Consider the following 20,884-nt stretch of genomic DNA (forward strand, 5'->3'; position numbering starts at 1 on the left):
AAGGAATCAAAACGAGAAAATATCCTTGGAATTTATGATTCCTAAGAATATTTTTTAAATAAATATTTGTAAAAATTAGTTATTCAACAACCTAATAAAGAGTTAAATTGTTTTTACAAAAAACAATTCCCCTTAATTTTATGCCATAATTAAGTTTTTCAACAACAAAACAACATTAAGTAAAATATCATTTGTTATGGATTCAATTATAACTTATTTACTTTTATATAATCAATATCCTTAGTAATTAATATTGTCATATTTACAGTTTTTCAAAAGCTAAAAGCTTATATTTTCTAAATGTGGTAGGTTTAAACTAACCGAATAGACGGTTAACATATTTGGATTCTATTTAATCATCATCTATCTAAAGTTTAGGCATATTTAAAGAATTAAGAAACAAAAAATGCCGTATATTCTCTACTGAATAATACGGCATTATAGAAATTATACTCATAATATGAAGAAAAATAATAGCAGAATTATTTGCCTCTATGCTTTGCTTTCTTCTTTTGTTGTCGCAATTCAAATTGTTTTTCTCTTTCTTCTTCCTTTTTTTGTCGATTAAAAGATTTTCTTTCCAACTTGTTTTGCTCATGTTGCAGTTTCAATGCCTGTTGTGCTTTTGTTCCTACCCCTGTGTTTTGCAACTGCTTGTTAATTGCTCTTTGCATACGTTTAGGATTTAGTTTTCGTTCAACATAATTTTCTCCTGCAATAATAGGTGCACTACAACACAACCTATTCCAATTTTTAAGGATAAAATCATAAACCTCATAATCTTTTGGTTCTGCTCCAAAAGTTATTTTGCAAACTTTCAATTCACCATTTGAAATATGTTCATAAATTCCAATCCAAAATGGCTCCTCAAAAAATACGGTTAGTTTTGAACTTACTTTGTTCATGTTAAATTCCTCCTTGAATAATCATAAACAAAGAACGGACAACCAAGGAGGCAGGTTACTGATAGCCAAAAGCTATGCCCGGACTACCAACCGGACTGTGTTTTTATCTTTGTATATTTAATTTTACCTCCAATAGAAGTGAAATTTCAATCTTCTAAAGGTATATAATAATCTATATATTATAACATATTCTATCAATATTTTGCATTCATACTATTCTTGCAATCTCTAAAACTCTAAAATCATATCATACCATTCAGCACCACCGTGTACTGATTTAGATATACCTTTATTTTTGTATCCGAACTTTGTATAATAATGAATGAGTTTTTCTTTGCAAGTTAAAATAACACCTTTACGACCTGCTGCTCTTGATACTTCTATCATATAATTCATTAACTGCGCTGCAATTCCTTGATTACGATACTCCGGTATAACATCAAGTCCAAAAATAGTCTGATAATCTCCATTTGGAATATGTAGTTTAGAATCTATATAAAGTTCATCATAGATAACAGTTTCATTTATAACGCAACCATTAATAAATCCAATTATTTTTCCATCTGCTTCTGCTACAAAAAAGCTTTCTTGAAATGTCTTAATGCGTTCCTCTAAGGATGTTTTCGTAGCTGCTTCTGCCTCGGGAAAACAGTTTGCTTCCACTTTTGTTACTTCATCTAAATCTTCTATAAACGCTTGTCTAATTTTAATATCCATTATAATCTTCCTTTCATAGTTATCTTTAGTGAGAGTATGTAGTGTATACTACACTATATTTTCACGATAAATATTCTCCTCAATTTTTTACCACTTTAAAATTATCACCAAACCGAGAAAGAAAGGGAACGTTGTAATGAATTGTTACATTAGAGAATTTTATTTAACTGTTTCTTCATTAGAAGTTAGTCTGAAAATTGTTTGCCCATAGTTTATCTATAAAGCAAACTGTTTTGAGTGCAACTTCTAATATTAGAAACATCTAATAAAATTCTCAGTAACATAAACAACAACTTTACCTTTCTTTGCGGTTTTATGCACTACGATTAAATTAATACATCTTATATAACCTCGTGACCTAATTTCTTAATTCTTGTATTTTATCTATTGTTAATCCAGTTTTAAGAGCTATTGTTTCATTATCTAAAACATCCAATAAATTTTTAGCTATATTTATTTTTTCCTGATACTGTCCTTCTTTTATCCCTTCTTTTATTCCTTGTTTAAGTCCTTTTTCTACTCCATCTCTTTTTGCTTTATTTATTGCACTTATTTTATCTTTTAATATCTTAGCTCTCATATCATAAATCTGTCTTTGCTCATCATCATTACTTAATTTTATTAATTCGTCCTTAGCTTCACGTATTTCCACTATACTCATTTCTAGACTTCTTACCTTTTCACTTTCAGGATTTTTAAGAAATTCTGTCCAAGCTATTAATAGATCCTTTTCATCACTGTTTTCCTTAAGTTTAGGTATCTCTATAAAGTGAATTTCACAAACATCACTTAATTCTTCATTTGTTTCAGTTTCCTTTAATCTATATCCATTATGAAATCTTTCATTTTTAAGATATTTAAAATTAAGAATATTTATGCAAACAGTTCTCTTTAATTCAGAATAATCTTCACCTTCATTAAGTTGCTCTTCATACATCTTACTCCAATAGTATAAACTTCTTTTTATCATGTTATATTCATTTTTAAGTTGAATTTCTATATTAATAATTTCATTATTACTTGTTTCTGCTTTAACATCTAATCTTGAAAATTTATCATCTAAGAAATGTTTTTCTATATCTGTATTGTGTATTTTTACTTTAATTATTAAATATTTAGGTTTCAAAACTGCATTTAAAAATGATATTAATATTTTCGGATGCTTAGAAGAACCAAAAATATTTTTAAATACAAAATCAATTTTGGGATCTAACAAACTTTTCATCATAAACTTTCACCTCTTTAAACTATTAGCTCTAATATATATTGCGCTTCCTTGATATCAGTTAATTTAAGTATATCCTATTTCTTATTTTTCTTACAATAATATTTATGCATCTTTGTAAAAAGCAAATATAAACTATCACATTTCCAAGATGTTCTCCTTATATAATTCTCTTCCAATTCTACTACTTGCACCAATAATAATTACCTTATTCATAAAACACTCCCCTCAAAACTAATTTTCCTCATAAATTAAATTTATTTACTAATTTTATTAAGTTTTAATTAATGAATATATAAATATTTAAACAGTTATTTTAGCCTTATACCTGCTAACTTAATTAAATGTATAGCATTTCTAGTAGTTGATACTCCTTCTCGAATTTTGTAGTCAAATTTTAATTCATTATTTAAATAATACTCTTTAAAATGATAATTTTTAATCTTAGAATATTTGTACTGTAAATCACATAATTCTAAGTCATGAGTAGAAATAAGTCCGCATGCTCCTTCGTCTCCTAATTGTTTTATTAATGCTATAGCTCCATCATGTCTATCAATAGAATTAGTTCCCTTAAATAATTCATCTAAGAGAAAAAATATTTTTTTATTCTCCTGTACCTCTTCAACTATCATCTTTATTCTTAATATTTCAGCGTAAAAAGAAGATATATTATTTTCTAAATTATCACTTGTTCGCATACAAGTAAAAATCTGCATTAATGAACATTCAAACTTTTTGGCGCATACTGGAGCTCCAATATAACTTAATATTAAGTTTATACCTATAGTTCTTAAAAATGTACTTTTACCAGACATATTTGAACCTGTTATTAGTAAAATGTTTTTTTTGTTATCAATTGTAATATTGTTACACACCATTTTTTCACCTAAAAGTGGATGACCTAAAGCTTCAGCTTTTATTATATAATCCTTATCTGAAATCGAGGGCATAACCCACTCTGGATTATCATAAATAATATTTGAAATGCTATTTAGTGCTTCAAATTCTCCTATAACATCAAACCACTTTTTCAAGTCTTTACCTGATTTAATTCTCCATTTTTCAAATTGTATCATGCACTGATAATCCCATAACAGCAATATATTAAATATTATAAAGAATGCATTATTTCTGTCGGATATTTTATCATATATATTAGATAATTTTTTTATTGCGGCTGCTGCATATTCATCTTTAGAAATCACTAAATTATTTTTTAGCTGTTTTAAATAATCACTTTTAAAATCCTTTTCTATAATTAAACTTAACAATCTAAAATATATATTTATACTATTTTTATATTTGTAAATGCTATTAAATATTGCACTTCTTTTTTTTGCACCGATGAATAAAATTACTAATTGAACAAATAACATAAAACATGGTAATTTAAAGTTTACTAAAGAAGTAAAATAGGCCAAAGTAATTAATATCAATGTTATACATGGCAATAATCTAACTAATAAAATAAGCCAAGTCTTAGTATATAATTCATTTCTATCTTTTGACCATTCATATAACTCTTCTGGATTAATACCTTCATTAGAAATGATCATGCCTTCTGCCTCAAATAGTTGTCTCCATTCTAAATCCATTGCGAGCTCCTGCAAAGCTTGCTGTGCTTTCTCTATATCCAAAGGAGTTTTTAATGGATTGGTAAGTCTATCTTTTAAATTTTGCCTTCCCATAAATGTTTTACTACTATTAATCCACTGAAATAATGAGTTTTTCCCAAATATATCTAAATCATTAGAATAACTATGCTCTTCATTTTTAAATTCGCTACCATCATCCTGAAAGCTGTTCCATTGTTCATTTTGTTTCTTTATGGCTTTTTCATTTATATCTTTTAAAGCTATTGAATATTTTCTTTTATTAATTGCCTTATCATGCTCAATAACTAAATAAATAAAAATAAGCAATTGGAAAATGAAAACTCCTATACTTATGTAATAACTCTTAATACTAAAAGTATAAAATGTAACACTTAAACCAATAATTAAGGTAAAAAATCTTAAATATGCTATAACTGTTATTGATTTGTTTTGTTCTTTAAGTAAATCTTTATAAGTTTTCAATTTATTAACATAATCATTATATTCACTACTCAATTTTTTTCTCCAATCGCATTTTGAATATTTCGTTTTAAGGCATATTAAAGTATGCAATAGTTCTTATATAAACAACCTAATCATAATTTAACTATTACAAATAAATTATAGCATATTTTGTAAATACCACATTATTCAGTTTTCAAAGAACATAATTAATCTACTACGTCAAATACATAAACTATGAAATTAATGTTAATTTTCAATAACTTTAAAATCACCACCAAACAGAGAAAAAAAGGGCAAGTTGTAGTGAACTGTTACATTAGAGAATTTTATTTGACTGTTTCTTCATTAGAAGTTGTTTCAAAATTGTTTGTCCATAGTTTATCTATGGAGCAAACTGTTTTGAGTGCAACTTCTAATGTTAGAAACATCTAATAAAATTCTAAGTAACATGAACAACAACTTGACCTTTCTTTCGGTTTTTATGAACAACTTTATCTTTCAACTACCATATACATAAGAGCATTAACTATTGATGCTGCAACAGTACTCCCACCTTTTCTTCCTTTAACTCTTATATACGGAATGTTAAGTTCATCCATGTTTTCTTTACTTTCAGCTGCGCCAACAAATCCTACTGGTACTGCTATTATAAGTTTTGGATTTGCCTTACCTTCTTTTATTAATTCCTTAAGTCTAAAAAGTGCAGTTGGTGCATTACCAAAAACAAATATATCAACGTCATCATTACAAGCCTTTTCAACTGCTGCCATACTTCTAGTTATGTTCTTTTCTTTAGCTTCTTTATGTACAGCTTCTTCATTCACATAACAAATAACACTACTATTTGTCTTGGCTAAAGCTCTTTTATTAATTCCATTTAGAGCCATATTAGTATCTGTATAAATTTTAGCACCATGTTTGAAAATGTTCTTAGCAGTTTCAATTGCATCTTTACTTATCTCAACTAACTCTTTGTATTCAAAATCAGCAGTAGTATGAATAGTTCTCTTAACTATCATTAATTCTTCTTTGCTAAATGAATGAGGTCCCATTTCCTCTCCAATAATTTCAAAACTTCTTTCTTCAATTCCCATAGGATTCTTTAAATAGTCCATATTTTCACCATCTTTTCTTTATTATATTTCAGTAAGTTAAAAGCAGAATCTAAGCAAATTTCTTACTTACAAAGCATATTGAAAAATAACAAGTAAATATGTTAATCTACTTTGTTTAATGTCTAACCGTCAATATACATTACATCTTTAACTAATTATTTTCTTGGCTACATTTTAAGTGGATATTGATATTGTAATATCAACACTATTTTAAAACATAGCCATTTTCTTTCACATACTTAAAGCATCCCCAAATAAATGATTAATCAACTAAAAGTTTTAAAAGCTCTATATTTCCGAGGAAATTAATATGTGCATATCCTGCTAATGTGTTCTTTTTTAAATATCCACATTTCCATTTAATTTTTTCTCCATCATATTGAGTTTTTTCTACTTCATACACTAATTCTTCTTTTAAGCTCACTTCTGATTTATGGAATTCATGAGCATTTATATTAATTTCTTCCCCAAAATATTTTTTATCTATTCTTAAACTACAATAACCAAATCTTTTTAATGACTTTGTCATTTCACTTTTTCCATCAAAAAAGCCAACCATTTCATATCCATCTATCTCCTGTGTTAAATACATAAGTCCACCACACTCAGCATAACACTTTAATCCATCATTCAAAGCTTTTTTAATACTTTCTCTCATAGAAGAATTTTCTTTAAGCTTTTCTTTAAATACTTCTGGATATCCTCCACCTATATATAAAAAATCTAAATCACTTGGCAAAACCTTATCTCTGATTGGACTAAAATAAATTATTTCTCCAATCTCCTCTAAAAGTTCTAAATTATCTTTATAATAGAAGCTAAATGCTTCATCCAGTGCAACTCCTATTTTAAAACCTTTATCTTTTAAACTTAAAATACCTCTATTATTTTTAATTTGCTGTTCATCCATATCGATTAGCTTGCTATCTTTATTGTTTTCCACTTGCCTATCATGTATATTGGTCAACTTGCTATCTTTACCATTATTAATTAGTGTGTTGTCTTTAACATTACTTACCTGTTTATCATCTTTAATATTATAATTACACTTATCATGTAGTGCTTGATTAGAGTTTAATCCTACATATTTTAATTCTTCATTATTATGCAATTCGTTCTCCTCATGTGATTCTTGCATCTCATTTAATTCTACATATTTAAATTCTTTCATTTCATGTAAAATCCCATCTAAATCAACATGATTTGATACTAATTCACTACATATTTCTAGTCTTTCTTTAAGATTATCAACCTCTACACTTTGTATTAATCCTAAATGTCTGCTAGAAAGTTTTATTTTTTCATCCTTAGGTATATATCCAAATACTTTAACACTACAGTTTTTTTCTATTGCATATTTTAAAAGCTTATAATATTTTTCACTTATTGCATTTAAAACAACACCAACAACATTTGCTTTCCTGTAATTTATAATACCACTTATTTCAGCACACAAAGTGGAACTTTGACCTTTAGGTGAAAGCACTAATACTATTGGCATATTATCTAAAGTTCTTGATACATCAAAAGTTGATGCTTTTGTACTTACTCCAACACCATCATATAATCCCATAACCCCTTCAATTATACCAATATCTCCATTCCCTTTAAGATAACTCTCTTTAACACCTTCTTCACCCATTAAAAATGTATCAAGATTTCTTGATGGAATTTTTGTTGCTTCCTTATGAAACGCAGTATCTATGTAATCTGGTCCTACTTTATATCCTTGAACCTTTAGCCCTCTTTCCTTCAATGCCTTCATAAGTCCTAAAGTAAAAGTAGTCTTCCCACCACCACTGCAATTTGAAGAAATAATTATAGATTTCATACTATTCTCCTTGTTATATCTTAACTCATTGTGCCTAAATTTATATATCTCATTATACGCTATATAAGGCATCTCCAAATAGATAGTTCTTCAGTCTTCTTGTCTAGTTCAAAAAATCCTAAGAATCTTTGACTAGTTATTTATTTTACAATGCCTAAAGTGAGAAAATATCATATATAATTGCGAAGTAGGCATTGAAAAATCTGTGCTTACTGTTTCATTGTTTTAAGTTGTTCCATTTTTGATTGTCCAAAGCCTGTCTTTGGAGCAATCGATAATGGGTGCAACTTAAAACAATAGAAACTGTTAGTGCAATTTTTCTAGTCCTTTTGAATAATTATATATGATATTTTCAGACTTATTTTAACTATCACAATGCATTATCTTATTATTTTTTTAATCGCTATGTTTTAGAAGAGTGTTGATATTGTTATATAATAGCGAACTGGCATTGAAATTCGCTTTGTAGAACTCTTAAGTGAGAGTCCAAATTTTATATTTGGTATCTCAAACTTACTCAGCGAACGAATGTGAGTCGAGTTTCCTTGAAAATTTGTACTATTAATTGCTTGTCACAATCTTTGATTGGGAACATGCATTAATAGGACTAATATTCATTTTAGAGTTTTTAAAGTAAATTTCACAGTCCATGAGCTTTATATAACAATATCAACACGGTTTTAAAACAAAGACTTTTTAAATATGCATTATATCTTATAGCTTCTTTGTATCTCCAAATTCTGAATATCTATCTTCTATAACATCATAAATTCTGCGAATATAAAGATTACTGAATTCATCTAATTCTCCAAGTCCATGTAGATATGCTTCTGCTTCAATACCTTCTTTTTGTAACATGTTCTTCCAAGAATCTTCTTCATCAGATCCCATATCATTCTTTACATGATCTCCTGCAACCACCATTAATGGAACTAGCTTAACCTTATTTATTCCCTTATTTTTTAATATATTTAATACGCTTTTAAAAGTTGGATATCCTTCTACAGTTCCAACAAAAACATTATCATATCCTTCATTTATTAATATAGTTTGAAGTGCTCCATATACTGCATTAGAATAATGGGCAGTTCCATGTCCAAATAAAACTATATTCTCATCCTTATTTAAAAGCTTTTCTATGCTCTTTATAAATAATGTATAATCTTGAGGTAATTCTTCAATTCCTTGATAATAAAAGATTGGCCTTCCAAGTTTAATTGATGCAAAATTTTGAGTATATTTATTAACTACTCCTCTTATATATTGAAATTCTTCACCAGGAATCATATGTAATGGTTGCACTATAACTTCATCAAATTCTCTAGTCTTTAAATTTTCTAAAGCTTCTTCAGGTGTTAAAATATCTAAATTATGTTCTCTTTTTAACTTTTTTATAATCTTATGTGAAGTAAATGCTCTAAATACCTCATAATCTCTAAACTCATCTTGAATTTTATTTTCTATTCTTTCAATAGAACTTTTTAATGCATCTAAATAACTCGTTCCAAAACTTATAACTAAAATTGCTTTTCTCATTAATTATTTCTCCTATCATCTGTTTTAGGCACATGAAAGAAAATAGCAAGTTAGTATGCTGCTCTATTTCATATACCTACTTAACTTTTATGTATAAATTCAATAAAAAATATCCTTACCATTCATTTTATCTTAGTAAGGACATCTTTAAACATAACAAATCAAGAAAACAATATATTTTAATTTTTGATTTCTTAAGATTTGCTATTACCGTCCCTCCGAAAGATAGCACATCATTTTAGGCAGGTCTCCTGACTTAGGTGTCATCCTGATTTTTCTTCCTTCCCAACAAAAACGTCAGTGGACATTTTAGGCATTTTTTTTAAAACACCTTAGAAAAATAGTCTTCCTTTACAGTAGCGGGGGCTGTAGTGGACTTTCACCACTTTCCCTTTTAATCCCAAAATATAAAGTCATAAAAAAAATTTCTAAATACTTATAGAACCTAAAACTAATATTCTATTATGGATAAATTATAAAGTACTGCTTAACTTTATTCAACTAAAAATTATAGTCTATATGTTGCAAATTTAAATGTACAACAAAACTGTAAATAGCTACTTGATTTATTGAAGACTTCTTATTACAACATATATAAAAGGTTTTTCTGAATTTACTCTTCTTTAGTAACAGTGAGAATGCTACCCTATACTACTAGCATAATAAATATCTTTACTTTGGACACTAAACGCATAAGTTGAATAGTATAATATTAAAATTAATTAAATTAGGGGTTTGAAATGGAATTTGATGGATTTAATTTTGAAGAATTTATGAAAGCCGCTCAATCTAACCAAAATACTCAAAATACTAAATCTAACCAAAATACTAATAGCGATGGAAATACCTCAAATAATACTAATCAAAATTGCAATGATATTCCTGGGGGATTTCAAGATTTAAGTCCGCAACTTTTCGCGCTTATGTCACAAATATTAGGTTTAGTTATGGCTGAAAATTTACCCTTTAACTTACAGAATGCAATTGGTAATTGGCTTGAATTGCTCGGACAAGTTATACTAACATTTAATTCTCAACAACAATATTTTGAAAATGGCCCCGGAAGATATTATAATTTGAAATGCAAAAATGTTTCTAACTCTTTTTGTCCCACACCTAATAACCAGACCGCTAATGAACAAACTTCTAATTCAGATGAAACTAAGACTTCTTCAAAAAGGAATTGTGAAGAAGAAATAATTAAACTTAAGGAAAGTATAAATGATTTAAAAATGGAAATTGAGTATCTTAAAAATAATATAAAAAATTAAAAGAGCTTATCTTAAAATAGAAATATATTTCTAAATACAAGATAAGCCCTATTTTCTTTAAATTTTAGCCAATACCACCATATATTATTCCAAGAATAATAATTATTATAGTTGCTGGTACAAATACATATTTACCAAAGTTAATAAACCAATGTCCGAGCTTATACCTTGCCCCTTCATTTATTCCTTCTAAAGCTTTTTTACTATCAACTATGTAATAAAATATGAAAGCTGTTATAACAGCACCTATTGGGGATAATATTATAGTTATAAAATTTGTAAACTTATTAAACAAATCACCACTTAATGTTAATGGAATACCTAAAATAAAACCTGCAACAGCTATTATTATTGTAGCTTTTTTTCTACTCCATTTAGTTATACTCATAGCTGCTTCTACTGGCCCTTCTAGCATCGCTATTGAAGATGAAACAGACGCAAAAATTATACTTAAAAAGAATAAAGAACTTAACAAATTACCAAATGGCATTGTTTGAAATATGCTTGGTACAGTAACAAACATTAATGCAGGACCTGCTGTAGGATTTAATCCTAATGCAAATACTGCTGGCATAATCATAAATCCAGCTAATAAAGCTGCTAATGTATCAAAAAAGGCAGTATTTACAGCACAATTCAATATATCGAATTTCTTATCTGCATAACTTCCACATACAACCATACAACACCCTGTTATAGATACTGTAAAGAAAGCTTGTCCCATAGCCATTACCCATGTTTTAGGCATTAAAAGATATGACCACTGTGGTTTTAATAAATATTGTATTCCAGCATCTGATCCTGGCAAACTAAACGATTTTACTATTAAAAGTATAAATATAACAAATAGTAATGGAATTACTATCTTATTAATTCTTTCTATACCATTTGCAACTCCAAAGCTTACAATTATTAATGTGATTAACACAGCTAATGCATGCCATACTATCGTGCTTGGACTATTAGCAAAATTAGCAAAATAAGCTTCAGTATTTATTGAAGCTATTTTTCCTGTTAAGCTTATGTAAAAATATTTTAATACCCATCCAATAACTACTACATAAAACATGAATATACCTGTTAATCCTACTGTTGGAATCACAGATATTATAGAACCACCTTTTATGTTTTTTTCTTTAAATACTTGCCTTATAGCACCTAAAGAACCTTGTTTATATTGTCTTCCAAAAGAAAATTCAGTAATTAATCCTATAATTCCAAGAATAATAACAAAAAAGAAATATGGAATTAAAAATGCAGCTCCTCCATTTTCTCCTAATTTATAAGGAAACATCCATACATTACCTAATCCTATAGCTGCCCCTATGCAGGATAATACAAAACCAATTCTACTAGAAAACCCCTCTCTTTTATCCATTCTATTTCCTCCTAAAAATACTAATCATTAGTGTTTATTATTTACACTACCTGAATATTATAGTTAAAATTCAACATTATGTAAATAAACTTAATATTAAAAAGATAATTTTAGACTAAATTAAATGCAATATTAATAAAATTTATCAATAATAAATGAACATAATTCTGCTGATTATTAAATATATCTCTATCACATAATATATACTAAATTGTCAATTTGTAATTTTTCCCTATTATTGACTATTGTTTAATTGTATTATAAAGTTTATGTAAAATATGACGATATAGTATATAGTATCTAAAAAATCGCATTAGTATTTGTCTAAAATTGAAAATTCAAAGGGGGATTAAAATGAATAATTTAAAAGTGAAATCAAAACTTATATTTTTTTCAATCACAATGTTATTACTTATTAGCATGATGAGTGGAGTGGGCTATTATTATCTTGCAAAAGCAAACAAGGACATGACAACAATGTATGAGCAAAAACTATTGAGCATCCAATACTTAAATGACAACAGAAACCAAGCTAGAGCCATAGAGGGAGATATGTATTACATATTATTAAGTACAGAAAATAAGGATAAGCAAAATATAAAATTAAAAGACATAGAAGATAGAAAAAAATTATTTGACACAAACTGGGAAATTTATAAACAAACCAATCCTGATCAGTATGAAAAAGATAGAATTACTGTTGTTGAAAGCAATCTAGCAAATTATAGAAAAGGAAGAGATGTGGCTCTTCAACTAGCCATGGAGGGAAAATCGGCAGAAGCCATGGATCAATTAAAGCATTTTGAAACTTATGCAGAAGACTTTCAAAAAGGTTTAAAAGAAATCGCAGAATATAACGTAAAATTAGCTCACGATTTAAATGAACAAAACCATAAAGATTTTAATACTTCAAGAAATGTAACTATTGCAATATTTTTAGTTGCATTAGGTATTGGTATAGGTTTAACCTTTATCATTGCAAAAGCTATTGCAAATCCATTAATTTCAGCTGTAAATCATTTAAAACTCATAGCTACTGGTGATTTTACAATGGATGTTCCCGAAGAGTTTAAAGAAAGAAAAGATGAAATGGGCGATATATCAATGGCAATTGACAGTATGCAAAGTTCATTAAAACTTTTAATTGGAAATGTAAGTCAGGAATCTAATGCTATTAAAGATGTAGTAGATAGTGTTTCTGAAAATGTGAAGATTTTAAACATCAACATAGAGGAAGTATCCGCAACTACAGAGGAATTATCCGCAGGAATGGAAGAAACAGCAGCTTCTACTCAAGAGATAAATGCAACAGCGGATGAAATAGGAAAATCAGTTCAATCTATAGCAAACAAAGCACAAGAAGGGGCTATGCAAGCTCAAGAGATAAACCAAAGGGCAATTGATACTAAAAATAATGTTACACAAGCAAAAGACAAAACATTACAAATGTTTTCAAAAACGAAAGACAAATTAGAAATAGCAATGGAAAATTCCAAAGTCGTGTCACAAATTAATGTATTGTCTGAGTCCATAATGCAAATATCATCTCAAACCAATCTTTTGGCATTAAATGCAGCCATTGAAGCAGCAAGAGCCGGAGAGGCTGGAAAAGGATTTGCAGTAGTTGCAGATGAAATAAGAAAACTTGCAGAAGAGTCAAAAAATACAGTAATTGAAATACAAAGTATAACTGAAAAAGTAACTGGTTCAGTTAATGAGTTATCCTCTAGCTCTAATGAATTATTAAATTTTGTGTCAGAGGATGTACAAAACGATTATGATACATTGTTAAATGTAGCAAATGAATATAGCGATGATGCAGAGTTTGTAAACAATCTTGTATTAGAATTTAGTGCAACTTCAGAGGAACTTTTAGCTTCACTTCAAGATGTGATAAGGACCATAGAACAAGTAGCACAGGCTTCAAATGAAGGTGCAGATGGAACTACAAATATCGCTCAAAAGGTATCAGATATAACTGAAAAATCTAATGCAATTATTGAAGAAGTAAAAAAATCCTCAAACAGTGTAGAGCAATTAAATAACGGAATATCTGAATTTAAAATCTAACATCAAAATTATAATTATTATTTAAATTTACCATTAATTTTATTATATTAGGCCTATGAACAAAATAACAAGTCAGAGATACTACCTATATCTTGTCTCAAAATATGTTCAACTAAAAGTCTTCTATAAATACTCATCTAAATATTGTGGCTATGTTTTAAAACCATGTTGATATTGTTACATATTGTTCAGTATGCTAAAGAATTTATATAGGAAACTCTACTCATATTCATTCGCTGAATAAATTCGAGCATCAAAATATAACAATATCAACACTCTTCTAAAACATAGTCTTATTTAAATACAGTAGTTATCAAAATTTTAGTCAATATCACCATATATTATTCCTACTAAAACTTTTTTTTACCATCAACAATATAATAAAATATAAAATTTGTGAACTTATTAAACAAATCCCCCATTTAAGATTAATTCTTTCTATACCATTTGTACTCCATTTTCTTCTAATTTATAAGGAAACATCCATATATTATCTGATTATATAGCTGTCCAATGTAGTATAATATAAAAACATTTCTACTTGAAACCCCCTATCTTTTATCTATTCTATTTTCTCCCAAAAATACTAATCATTAGTTTTTATTATTTACATTATCCGGATATTATAGTTAAAATTCAACACTATGTAAATATGCTTAATATTAGGCTACTTTTTTAAACCGTGTTGATATGACTCAATATAGACTATCATTTTTTTAATATATATGTTCTAAAAAAAATTATTCCTTTAAATTCAGTCTTTATTTTTAGGATTACTAACTAACTAACTTTGTACATAATGATTTTTTTTAATTAGAACTTACATATGCCTAATATCTATGAAAACTTTAATTAAGTTATAAAGTTAGAGCAAAATTTGACGATATAGTATATTGTATCCAAAAAACGTATTAATATTTATATAAAATTGTAAATTCAGGGAGGATTAAAATGAATAATTTAAAAGTAAAATCGAAATTGATACTTTTTTCAATCACAGCATTATTACTTATTAGTATCATGAGTGGGTTGGGATATTATTATCTCGCAAAGGCAAATAAAAACACGACAATAATGTATGACCAAAAACTACTGAGCATACAATGCTTAAATGATAACAGAAACCAATCTAGGTCCATAGAGGGAGATACTTATTACATACTATTAATAGAAAATAATGATAAACGAAATGAAAAGTTAAAAGACATAGACGACAGAATGAAAATATTTGATACAAATTGGGAGAATTATAAACAAACCAATCTTGATCAATATGAAAGAGATAGAATTCCTGGTATTGAAAGCAATCTGGATAAATATGCAAAAGGAAGAGATGTAGCTATTAAACTAGAAATGGATGGGAAATGTGAGGAATCTCTAGATACATTAAACTCTGTTGAAAATTATAGAGAAGAATTTCAAACGGGTTTAAACGAACTAGCAGAATATAATGTAAAATCAGCTCATGATTTAAATGAACAAAATCACAAAGATTTTAATACTTCAAGAAATGTAAGTCTAGCAATATTTTTACTTGCATTAGGTATTGGTATAGGTTTAACCTCTATCACTTCAAGAGCTATTGCAAATCCATTAAATTTAGCTGTAAAACACTTAAAGCTCATAGCTACTGGTAATTTTACAATGGATATTCCCGAAAAGTTTAAAGACAGAAAGGATGAAATGGGAGATATAGCAAATACAATTGACAGTATGCAAAGTTCATTAAAACTTTTAATTGGTAATGTAAGTCAGGAATCTAATACTATTAAAGATGTAATAGCTAGTGTTTCTGAAAATGTAGAAGTTTTAAATATTAATATAGAGGAAGTATCTGCAACTACGGAGGAATTATCCGCAGGAATGGAAGAAACAGCAGCTTCCACACAAGAGATAAATGCAACAGCAGATGAAATAGAAAAATCAGTTCAATCTATAGCCAAAAAAGCACAAGAAGGGGCTGTACAAGCTCAAGAGATAAATAAAAGAGCAATGGATACTAAAAATAATGTTGCACAAGCAAAAGATAAAACATTACAAATGTTTTCAAAAACCAAAGATAAATTAGAAATAGCAATGGAAAATTCCAAAGTCGTGTCACAAATTAATGTACTGTCTGAATCCATAATGCAAATATCGTCTCAAACCAATCTCTTGGCATTAAATGCAGCCATTGAAGCCGCAAGAGCTGGAGAAGCAGGAAAAGGATTTGCAGTAGTTGCAGATGAAATAAGAACACTTGCAGAAGAATCAAAGAATACAGTGATTAAAATACAAAGTATAACTAAAAAAGTAACTGGTTCAGTTAATGAGTTATCCTCTAGTTCTAATGAATTATTAAATTTTGTCTCAGAGGATGTACAAAATGATTATGATACATTGTTAAATGTGGCAAATGAGTATAGCGATGATGCAGAGTTTGTAAGCAATCTTGTATTGGAATTCAGCTCAACTTCAGAGGAACTTTTAGCTTCACTTCAAGATGTGATAAATAACATAGAACAAGTATCACATTCTTCAAATGAAGGTGCAGAAGGAACCACAAATATTGCTCAAAAGGTATCAGATATAACTGAAAGATCTAATGCAATCATTGAGGAAGTAAAAAAATCCGCAAAAAGTGTAGATCAATTAAATAACGGAATATCTGAGTTTAAAATTTAACACCAAAATTGTAATTTATATATATGTTCTAATTAATATAATTATTATTTATATGGTTAACCTCTAAGCAAACGATAGCGATACTGAATAAATTTAAATGAACAATGATTTTTAGAATATATAATTAAATTTTTACTAATTTCATTACACTGTACAACCTTAAAAGGTGAGTAATTAATTTTACTCACCCTTTTTAAAACAATCAATTATTATATATATGTTATATAATGATTTCTTCATAAAATTTACTACTAGGGCACTTAAAATTGTGTGGATTTCCAATTACAACATATATATCGAATCATATAATTTTATTAGATTATTTTTACTTTATGCACATTAAATTAAATATTTCTTACTAAACAAATCCCAATAATTTTAATACTTCTACAGCTATATTTCTTTCTTTTCCTTTATATGGATAGGAATGAATATGAATAGCAGGATTAAAGTTTAGTTCAATTATTGCATATTTAGAGTTTTCATCAGCATAATCTTCTATCATCATATCAACTCCACATATTTTAGCATTAATAGCTTTTGCTGAATCAACGGCTATTTGTTTAAATTTATTTATAATATCATCTGTGTAATCTATGCTATCTCCTCCTGTGCTTATATTAGAATTTTCTCTTAAATAAACTATTTCACCTTTCTTTGGTATATAGTTAAAATCTTTATTTTGTTGTTTTAAAAATAGTTCTGCATTCTCATCTAATATTATTTTTTCAAGAGGTGTTCTATAATGATATCCTCTTAAAGGATCTTGATTTTTAATTTCTACTAACTGTGTTATATTATTTATTCCATTTCCACTAATATTAGCTGGTACTCTATGAAGTATTCCACATACATTATCATCTATCACCAAGAAACGATATTCTTTTCCACTTATAAATTCCTCTATAAGTACTGTATTATCATATTTAAAGGCAATTTTAAGAGCCTTTATAATATTTTCTTCATTTGTTCCATCTTTAAATATGCTTATACCTGTACCAAAGTTAGTTGATTTAGGTTTAATTACTATAGATTTATTTATAAAGTTTTTTGTTGAATTTAATGCTTCATCCATAGAATTAAATTCTAATCCTTCTGGCACTTTAATCTTGTTATCATAAAGTAATTTCTTTGTAACACTCTTGTTTTCCATGATTAAAACAGTTACATAGTTATCCTTTGAAGTTTTAGTTGCTTGTTTTATATACTCTACTTTACCATTTTTCTCAAGTGAAATAAAATTCTCCCCTCTATCTATAATTTTAACATTTATCCCTCTTTTGATAGCTTCCTTCATTAAAATTTGAGTTGATAATTCTAAATCTTCATATCCTTCTAACTTAAATCTATTCTTATAGGCCTCACTTTTATATTGCTTTGCTAAATTTAAATGAGCATTAACATATCCCTCATCCTCAACCTTTTTAGAAATCTTATAAGCATACGTTAATTTATGATCTCTAACTTTATTTATCATTATATTTATAATATGTTCTTTTCCAAGTTTAAGCTCTTTGTTAATATTACTAATAATCTCTAATATTTCTAATGCCCACTTTTCTTTTGATATAAGTTCTCCATCTTTTTTTAACATAATTTCATTCTGTCCAAATCTAGCAATTGCATTTTGATTTTCTAATCCATCTTTTTGCCATTTATCATACTTACTTTCCTCATTTAATAATAAAAATAAGTTGAATATCTGAAGAAAATATAAATCATCTAAACTGATTCCACCTTTTTCAAAAGGATTAATATCAATACTTCTATACTCTAAATATTTAATTCCATCCCTAAGTAGTGAGTTTAAAAAATCATTATTATCAGTAGCCTTCAATCTTATTGAACTATAAAGCTCTTTATGGCTTTCAATAAGTTTATCATCTACAAATACTTTCAAACTCACTACATAATCTTTAACAGAATTATAGTTTGGAAATAAGTCTATTTTATTTTTATAACCGCACTCACCATTTCTATAAGACAAAGCTCCCTCATTAGAAAAACTATTAGTTGCAATTTCTTCAAGGCTATTTTTACACTCATCTATATAACTCTCATGAACAATTGCAGTTCCGCCTAAAAGATATATAATAAGCCATCTATATCTAAGATAGTTTCTTGTAACTTTCAAATAAATATTATCCTTAAAATCTTTATACTCTAATTCCTTGTCACTATTATTGTACAATTTATTAATAACTTCCTCGTCAAATGAAAAATTATAGTGTATACCTGATATAAGCTGTTTCGTACCTCCATACTTTATAAGTAGCTTTTCTCTATACTCTCTTGCTTTATTTCCCTCTTCATATTCACCATACTGTGCAACCGGAATCTCTTTATCCTTAGAAACTATACATGGCATAGATTGAGGCCACAAATATTCATCTCCTATTTCCATTGCTACAATATCATAAAGTATATTTGTAAATTTATAAGCTCCTTCTATATTAGAAAATGGTGGTATTATAAGTTCTATCTGACTTTCTGAAAAATCTGTAGTTATATAAGGATTATATACCTTATCACCAAATAACTTTGGATGTATAGTTAAAGATAACTTGCCATCATTATCAACTCTTAATCCTTCTCTTTCTATTCCATAATTTCCTTTTAATAATTCTGATTTTGTAAATAAGTTTTTAATGCTATTTAACATTTTTATATTCCTTTCTTACTTTAGTCATGTATAGCAAATATAATATAATTCCTTTTAGAACACTTGATATTGAAATACTTATCCAAATACCATTTAAGCCAAAAGGTTTTATTAATACTAATGCCATTGGAATTCTTAAAATCGTAAATACCACACTTATAATCGATGGTATTTGAGGCTTACCAATGCCTGTAAGCAATCCATTTGAGACAGTTTCTATTGTGCTAAATATCTGTGAGAATGCTATAATTTGCAGATATGATGCTGCAATTGTAATAGTATTATTTTCTCTAATAAATAATTTAATTAATGGGTTATTTAAAAATATAAAAATTATAGCCATAAATAAGGAATATATTATTCCTATTTTTAAAGCTGTTTTATATCCATCTATGATTCTTTCATACTTCTTAGCTCCAAAATTTTGACCAGTAAAACTTGATATAGCTCCATGAAGACCAGATATAACCATATATGTGATTGATTCAATTTGAAGCCCTATTTTCTGAGCTGCTATAGCATCTGAGCCAAATGCAGCTATAATTCTTGCTAGTATAATATTTGTAATAGTGAATAAAATTCTTTGAAAAGACATTGGAAATCCTAACTTTATTATTTCTTTTACCTTCTTATAATCAATTCCAACTTTAAAATTAAATTTGAATATTCCTGCAGAATTTATTTTGAATAATAAAAACATTATAATGTTAGCAATTAATGTGGCAATTGCAGCTCCTAAAACTCCCAATTTAAATGTGTAAATAAATATTGGATCTAATATTATATTTATAACTATGCCTATAGCACTAATACTAAATGCTAATTTGTTATTACCAAAACTGCCCAGTATCCTTGTATACAATAGATTAAAAAATGTAAAGAACATTGTTGGTGCACTAAAAGCTAAATATAAATATGAATTCCTTTCAACAACTGCATTTTGAAGCTTTAAGAAAGCTATAAAATTTTTTCCAAAGCATATAAGTACAGTTGCAAAAATCAATCCTACTATTATGTTAATCAAAAGTCCTGCATTAATATATTCCTTAACATCATTATCATTTTTTTCACCCAATGCGTGAGAAACTTTTATTCCAGTTCCAATAACAACTAATGCATTTATAGAATAGCCAAGTCCTATATAAAAACTTGATGAGCCAATACTTGCAACGGCATTACTACCTAGTCCTCCTGCCCATATCATATCAATCAAATTATATGTAAACTGTAGAAATGAACTACCCATTATAGGCAAAGCTAATGCTGTTATAACTGATATAACCTTCCCTTGAGTTAAATCTATTTTCTTCATCAATTTCTCCATTCATATATAGATTCATATTATATTTTCTATTTCTCATATTTAAGTATTATTAAAAAAGATAACTAGTCACTATGCTAGTTATCTTTCTGATTTTATTTTTTTATAATATTATCATCTAAATAT

At 27.5% G+C, this 20,884-nt stretch carries 13 protein-coding genes and 1 riboswitch; of the genes, 3 read left to right on the forward strand and 10 right to left on the reverse strand.

All coding sequences use genetic code 11. The annotated features are described in order from the left end of the window. Positions 1–482 precede the first annotated feature (482 nt). From BM027_RS15200 to BM027_RS15230, 7 genes are all read right to left on the reverse strand, one after another. Complete coding sequence (locus tag BM027_RS15200; RefSeq protein WP_090093693.1) at positions 483–905, reverse strand: YjdF family protein; 423 nt, start codon at positions 903–905, stop codon at positions 483–485. 228 nt (positions 906–1,133) lie between these two features. Next, on the reverse strand, positions 1,134–1,622 hold the full coding sequence (locus BM027_RS15205; protein ID WP_090093695.1) for a GNAT family N-acetyltransferase: 489 nt from the start codon (positions 1,620–1,622) through the stop codon (positions 1,134–1,136). Positions 1,623–1,980: 358 nt separating this feature from the next. Then, positions 1,981–2,850, reverse strand: a complete 870-nt coding sequence (locus BM027_RS15210; protein ID WP_242943349.1) for an Rpn family recombination-promoting nuclease/putative transposase — start codon at positions 2,848–2,850, stop codon at positions 1,981–1,983. Between the two features lie 308 nt (positions 2,851–3,158). Beyond that, positions 3,159–4,961, reverse strand: coding sequence for a MutS family DNA mismatch repair protein (locus BM027_RS15215; protein ID WP_090093698.1), 1,803 nt, complete (start codon positions 4,959–4,961; stop codon positions 3,159–3,161). Between the two features lie 440 nt (positions 4,962–5,401). Continuing rightward, positions 5,402–6,025, reverse strand: coding sequence for a precorrin-8X methylmutase (locus BM027_RS15220; protein ID WP_090093700.1), 624 nt, complete (start codon positions 6,023–6,025; stop codon positions 5,402–5,404). Between the two features lie 262 nt (positions 6,026–6,287). Continuing rightward, complete coding sequence (locus tag BM027_RS15225) at positions 6,288–7,928, reverse strand: cobyrinic acid a,c-diamide synthase CobB (RefSeq protein WP_341465534.1); 1,641 nt, start codon at positions 7,926–7,928, stop codon at positions 6,288–6,290. Between the two features lie 642 nt (positions 7,929–8,570). After that, complete coding sequence (locus BM027_RS15230) at positions 8,571–9,392, reverse strand: sirohydrochlorin cobaltochelatase (RefSeq protein ID WP_090093704.1); 822 nt, start codon at positions 9,390–9,392, stop codon at positions 8,571–8,573. Between the two features lie 224 nt (positions 9,393–9,616). Continuing rightward, a riboswitch (cobalamin riboswitch) is annotated at positions 9,617–9,856 on the reverse strand. A gap of 276 nt (positions 9,857–10,132) precedes the next feature. Between BM027_RS15230 and BM027_RS15235 the strand changes: the two genes are divergently transcribed. Continuing rightward, positions 10,133–10,663: a hypothetical protein gene (locus tag BM027_RS15235; protein ID WP_090093706.1), complete on the forward strand. Its 531-nt coding sequence runs from the start codon at positions 10,133–10,135 to the stop codon at positions 10,661–10,663. 64 nt (positions 10,664–10,727) lie between these two features. On the opposite strand, the gene BM027_RS15240 is transcribed toward BM027_RS15235, so the two are convergent. Continuing rightward, positions 10,728–12,041, reverse strand: coding sequence for a sodium-dependent transporter (locus tag BM027_RS15240; RefSeq protein ID WP_090093708.1), 1,314 nt, complete (start codon positions 12,039–12,041; stop codon positions 10,728–10,730). Between the two features lie 354 nt (positions 12,042–12,395). On the opposite strand from BM027_RS15240, the gene BM027_RS15245 reads away from it, so the two are divergent. After that, positions 12,396–14,111, forward strand: coding sequence for a methyl-accepting chemotaxis protein (locus BM027_RS15245; protein WP_090093710.1), 1,716 nt, complete (start codon positions 12,396–12,398; stop codon positions 14,109–14,111). A 951-nt stretch (positions 14,112–15,062) separates the two neighbouring features. Then, positions 15,063–16,775 (forward strand): methyl-accepting chemotaxis protein, encoded by a 1,713-nt coding sequence (locus BM027_RS15250; protein ID WP_090093712.1) that lies wholly within the window; start codon positions 15,063–15,065, stop codon positions 16,773–16,775. A gap of 358 nt (positions 16,776–17,133) precedes the next feature. Here BM027_RS15250 and gshAB read toward each other — a convergent pair whose 3' ends face one another. Both gshAB and BM027_RS15260 read right to left on the reverse strand, forming a co-directional pair. Further along, positions 17,134–19,437 (reverse strand): bifunctional glutamate--cysteine ligase GshA/glutathione synthetase GshB, encoded by a 2,304-nt coding sequence (gshAB, locus tag BM027_RS15255; protein ID WP_090093714.1) that lies wholly within the window; start codon positions 19,435–19,437, stop codon positions 17,134–17,136. After that, positions 19,427–20,749, reverse strand: a complete 1,323-nt coding sequence (locus BM027_RS15260; RefSeq protein ID WP_090093717.1) for an MATE family efflux transporter — start codon at positions 20,747–20,749, stop codon at positions 19,427–19,429. Before BM027_RS15260 ends, gshAB begins: the two co-directional genes overlap by 11 nt. Positions 20,750–20,884 lie beyond the last annotated feature (135 nt).

It is taken from the genome of Clostridium uliginosum, from assembly GCF_900112485.1.
GTDB lineage: Bacteria > Bacillota > Clostridia > Clostridiales > Clostridiaceae > Clostridium > Clostridium uliginosum.

Coding starts and splice junctions, on each gene's coding strand:
- BM027_RS15200 (WP_090093693.1), bottom strand. CDS start 905: ATGAACAAAGTAAGTTCAAAACTAACCGTATTTTTTGAGGAGCCATTT.
- BM027_RS15205 (WP_090093695.1), bottom strand. CDS start 1,622: ATGGATATTAAAATTAGACAAGCGTTTATAGAAGATTTAGATGAAGTA.
- BM027_RS15210 (WP_242943349.1), bottom strand. CDS start 2,850: ATGATGAAAAGTTTGTTAGATCCCAAAATTGATTTTGTATTTAAAAAT.
- BM027_RS15220 (WP_090093700.1), bottom strand. CDS start 6,025: ATGGACTATTTAAAGAATCCTATGGGAATTGAAGAAAGAAGTTTTGAA.
- BM027_RS15225 (WP_341465534.1), bottom strand. CDS start 7,928: ATGCCTTATATAGCGTATAATGAGATATATAAATTTAGGCACAATGAG.
- BM027_RS15230 (WP_090093704.1), bottom strand. CDS start 9,392: ATGAGAAAAGCAATTTTAGTTATAAGTTTTGGAACGAGTTATTTAGAT.
- BM027_RS15235 (WP_090093706.1), top strand. CDS start 10,133: ATGGAATTTGATGGATTTAATTTTGAAGAATTTATGAAAGCCGCTCAA.
- BM027_RS15240 (WP_090093708.1), bottom strand. CDS start 12,041: ATGGATAAAAGAGAGGGGTTTTCTAGTAGAATTGGTTTTGTATTATCC.
- BM027_RS15245 (WP_090093710.1), top strand. CDS start 12,396: ATGAATAATTTAAAAGTGAAATCAAAACTTATATTTTTTTCAATCACA.
- BM027_RS15250 (WP_090093712.1), top strand. CDS start 15,063: ATGAATAATTTAAAAGTAAAATCGAAATTGATACTTTTTTCAATCACA.
- gshAB (WP_090093714.1), bottom strand. CDS start 19,437: ATGTTAAATAGCATTAAAAACTTATTTACAAAATCAGAATTATTAAAA.
- BM027_RS15260 (WP_090093717.1), bottom strand. CDS start 20,749: ATGAAGAAAATAGATTTAACTCAAGGGAAGGTTATATCAGTTATAACA.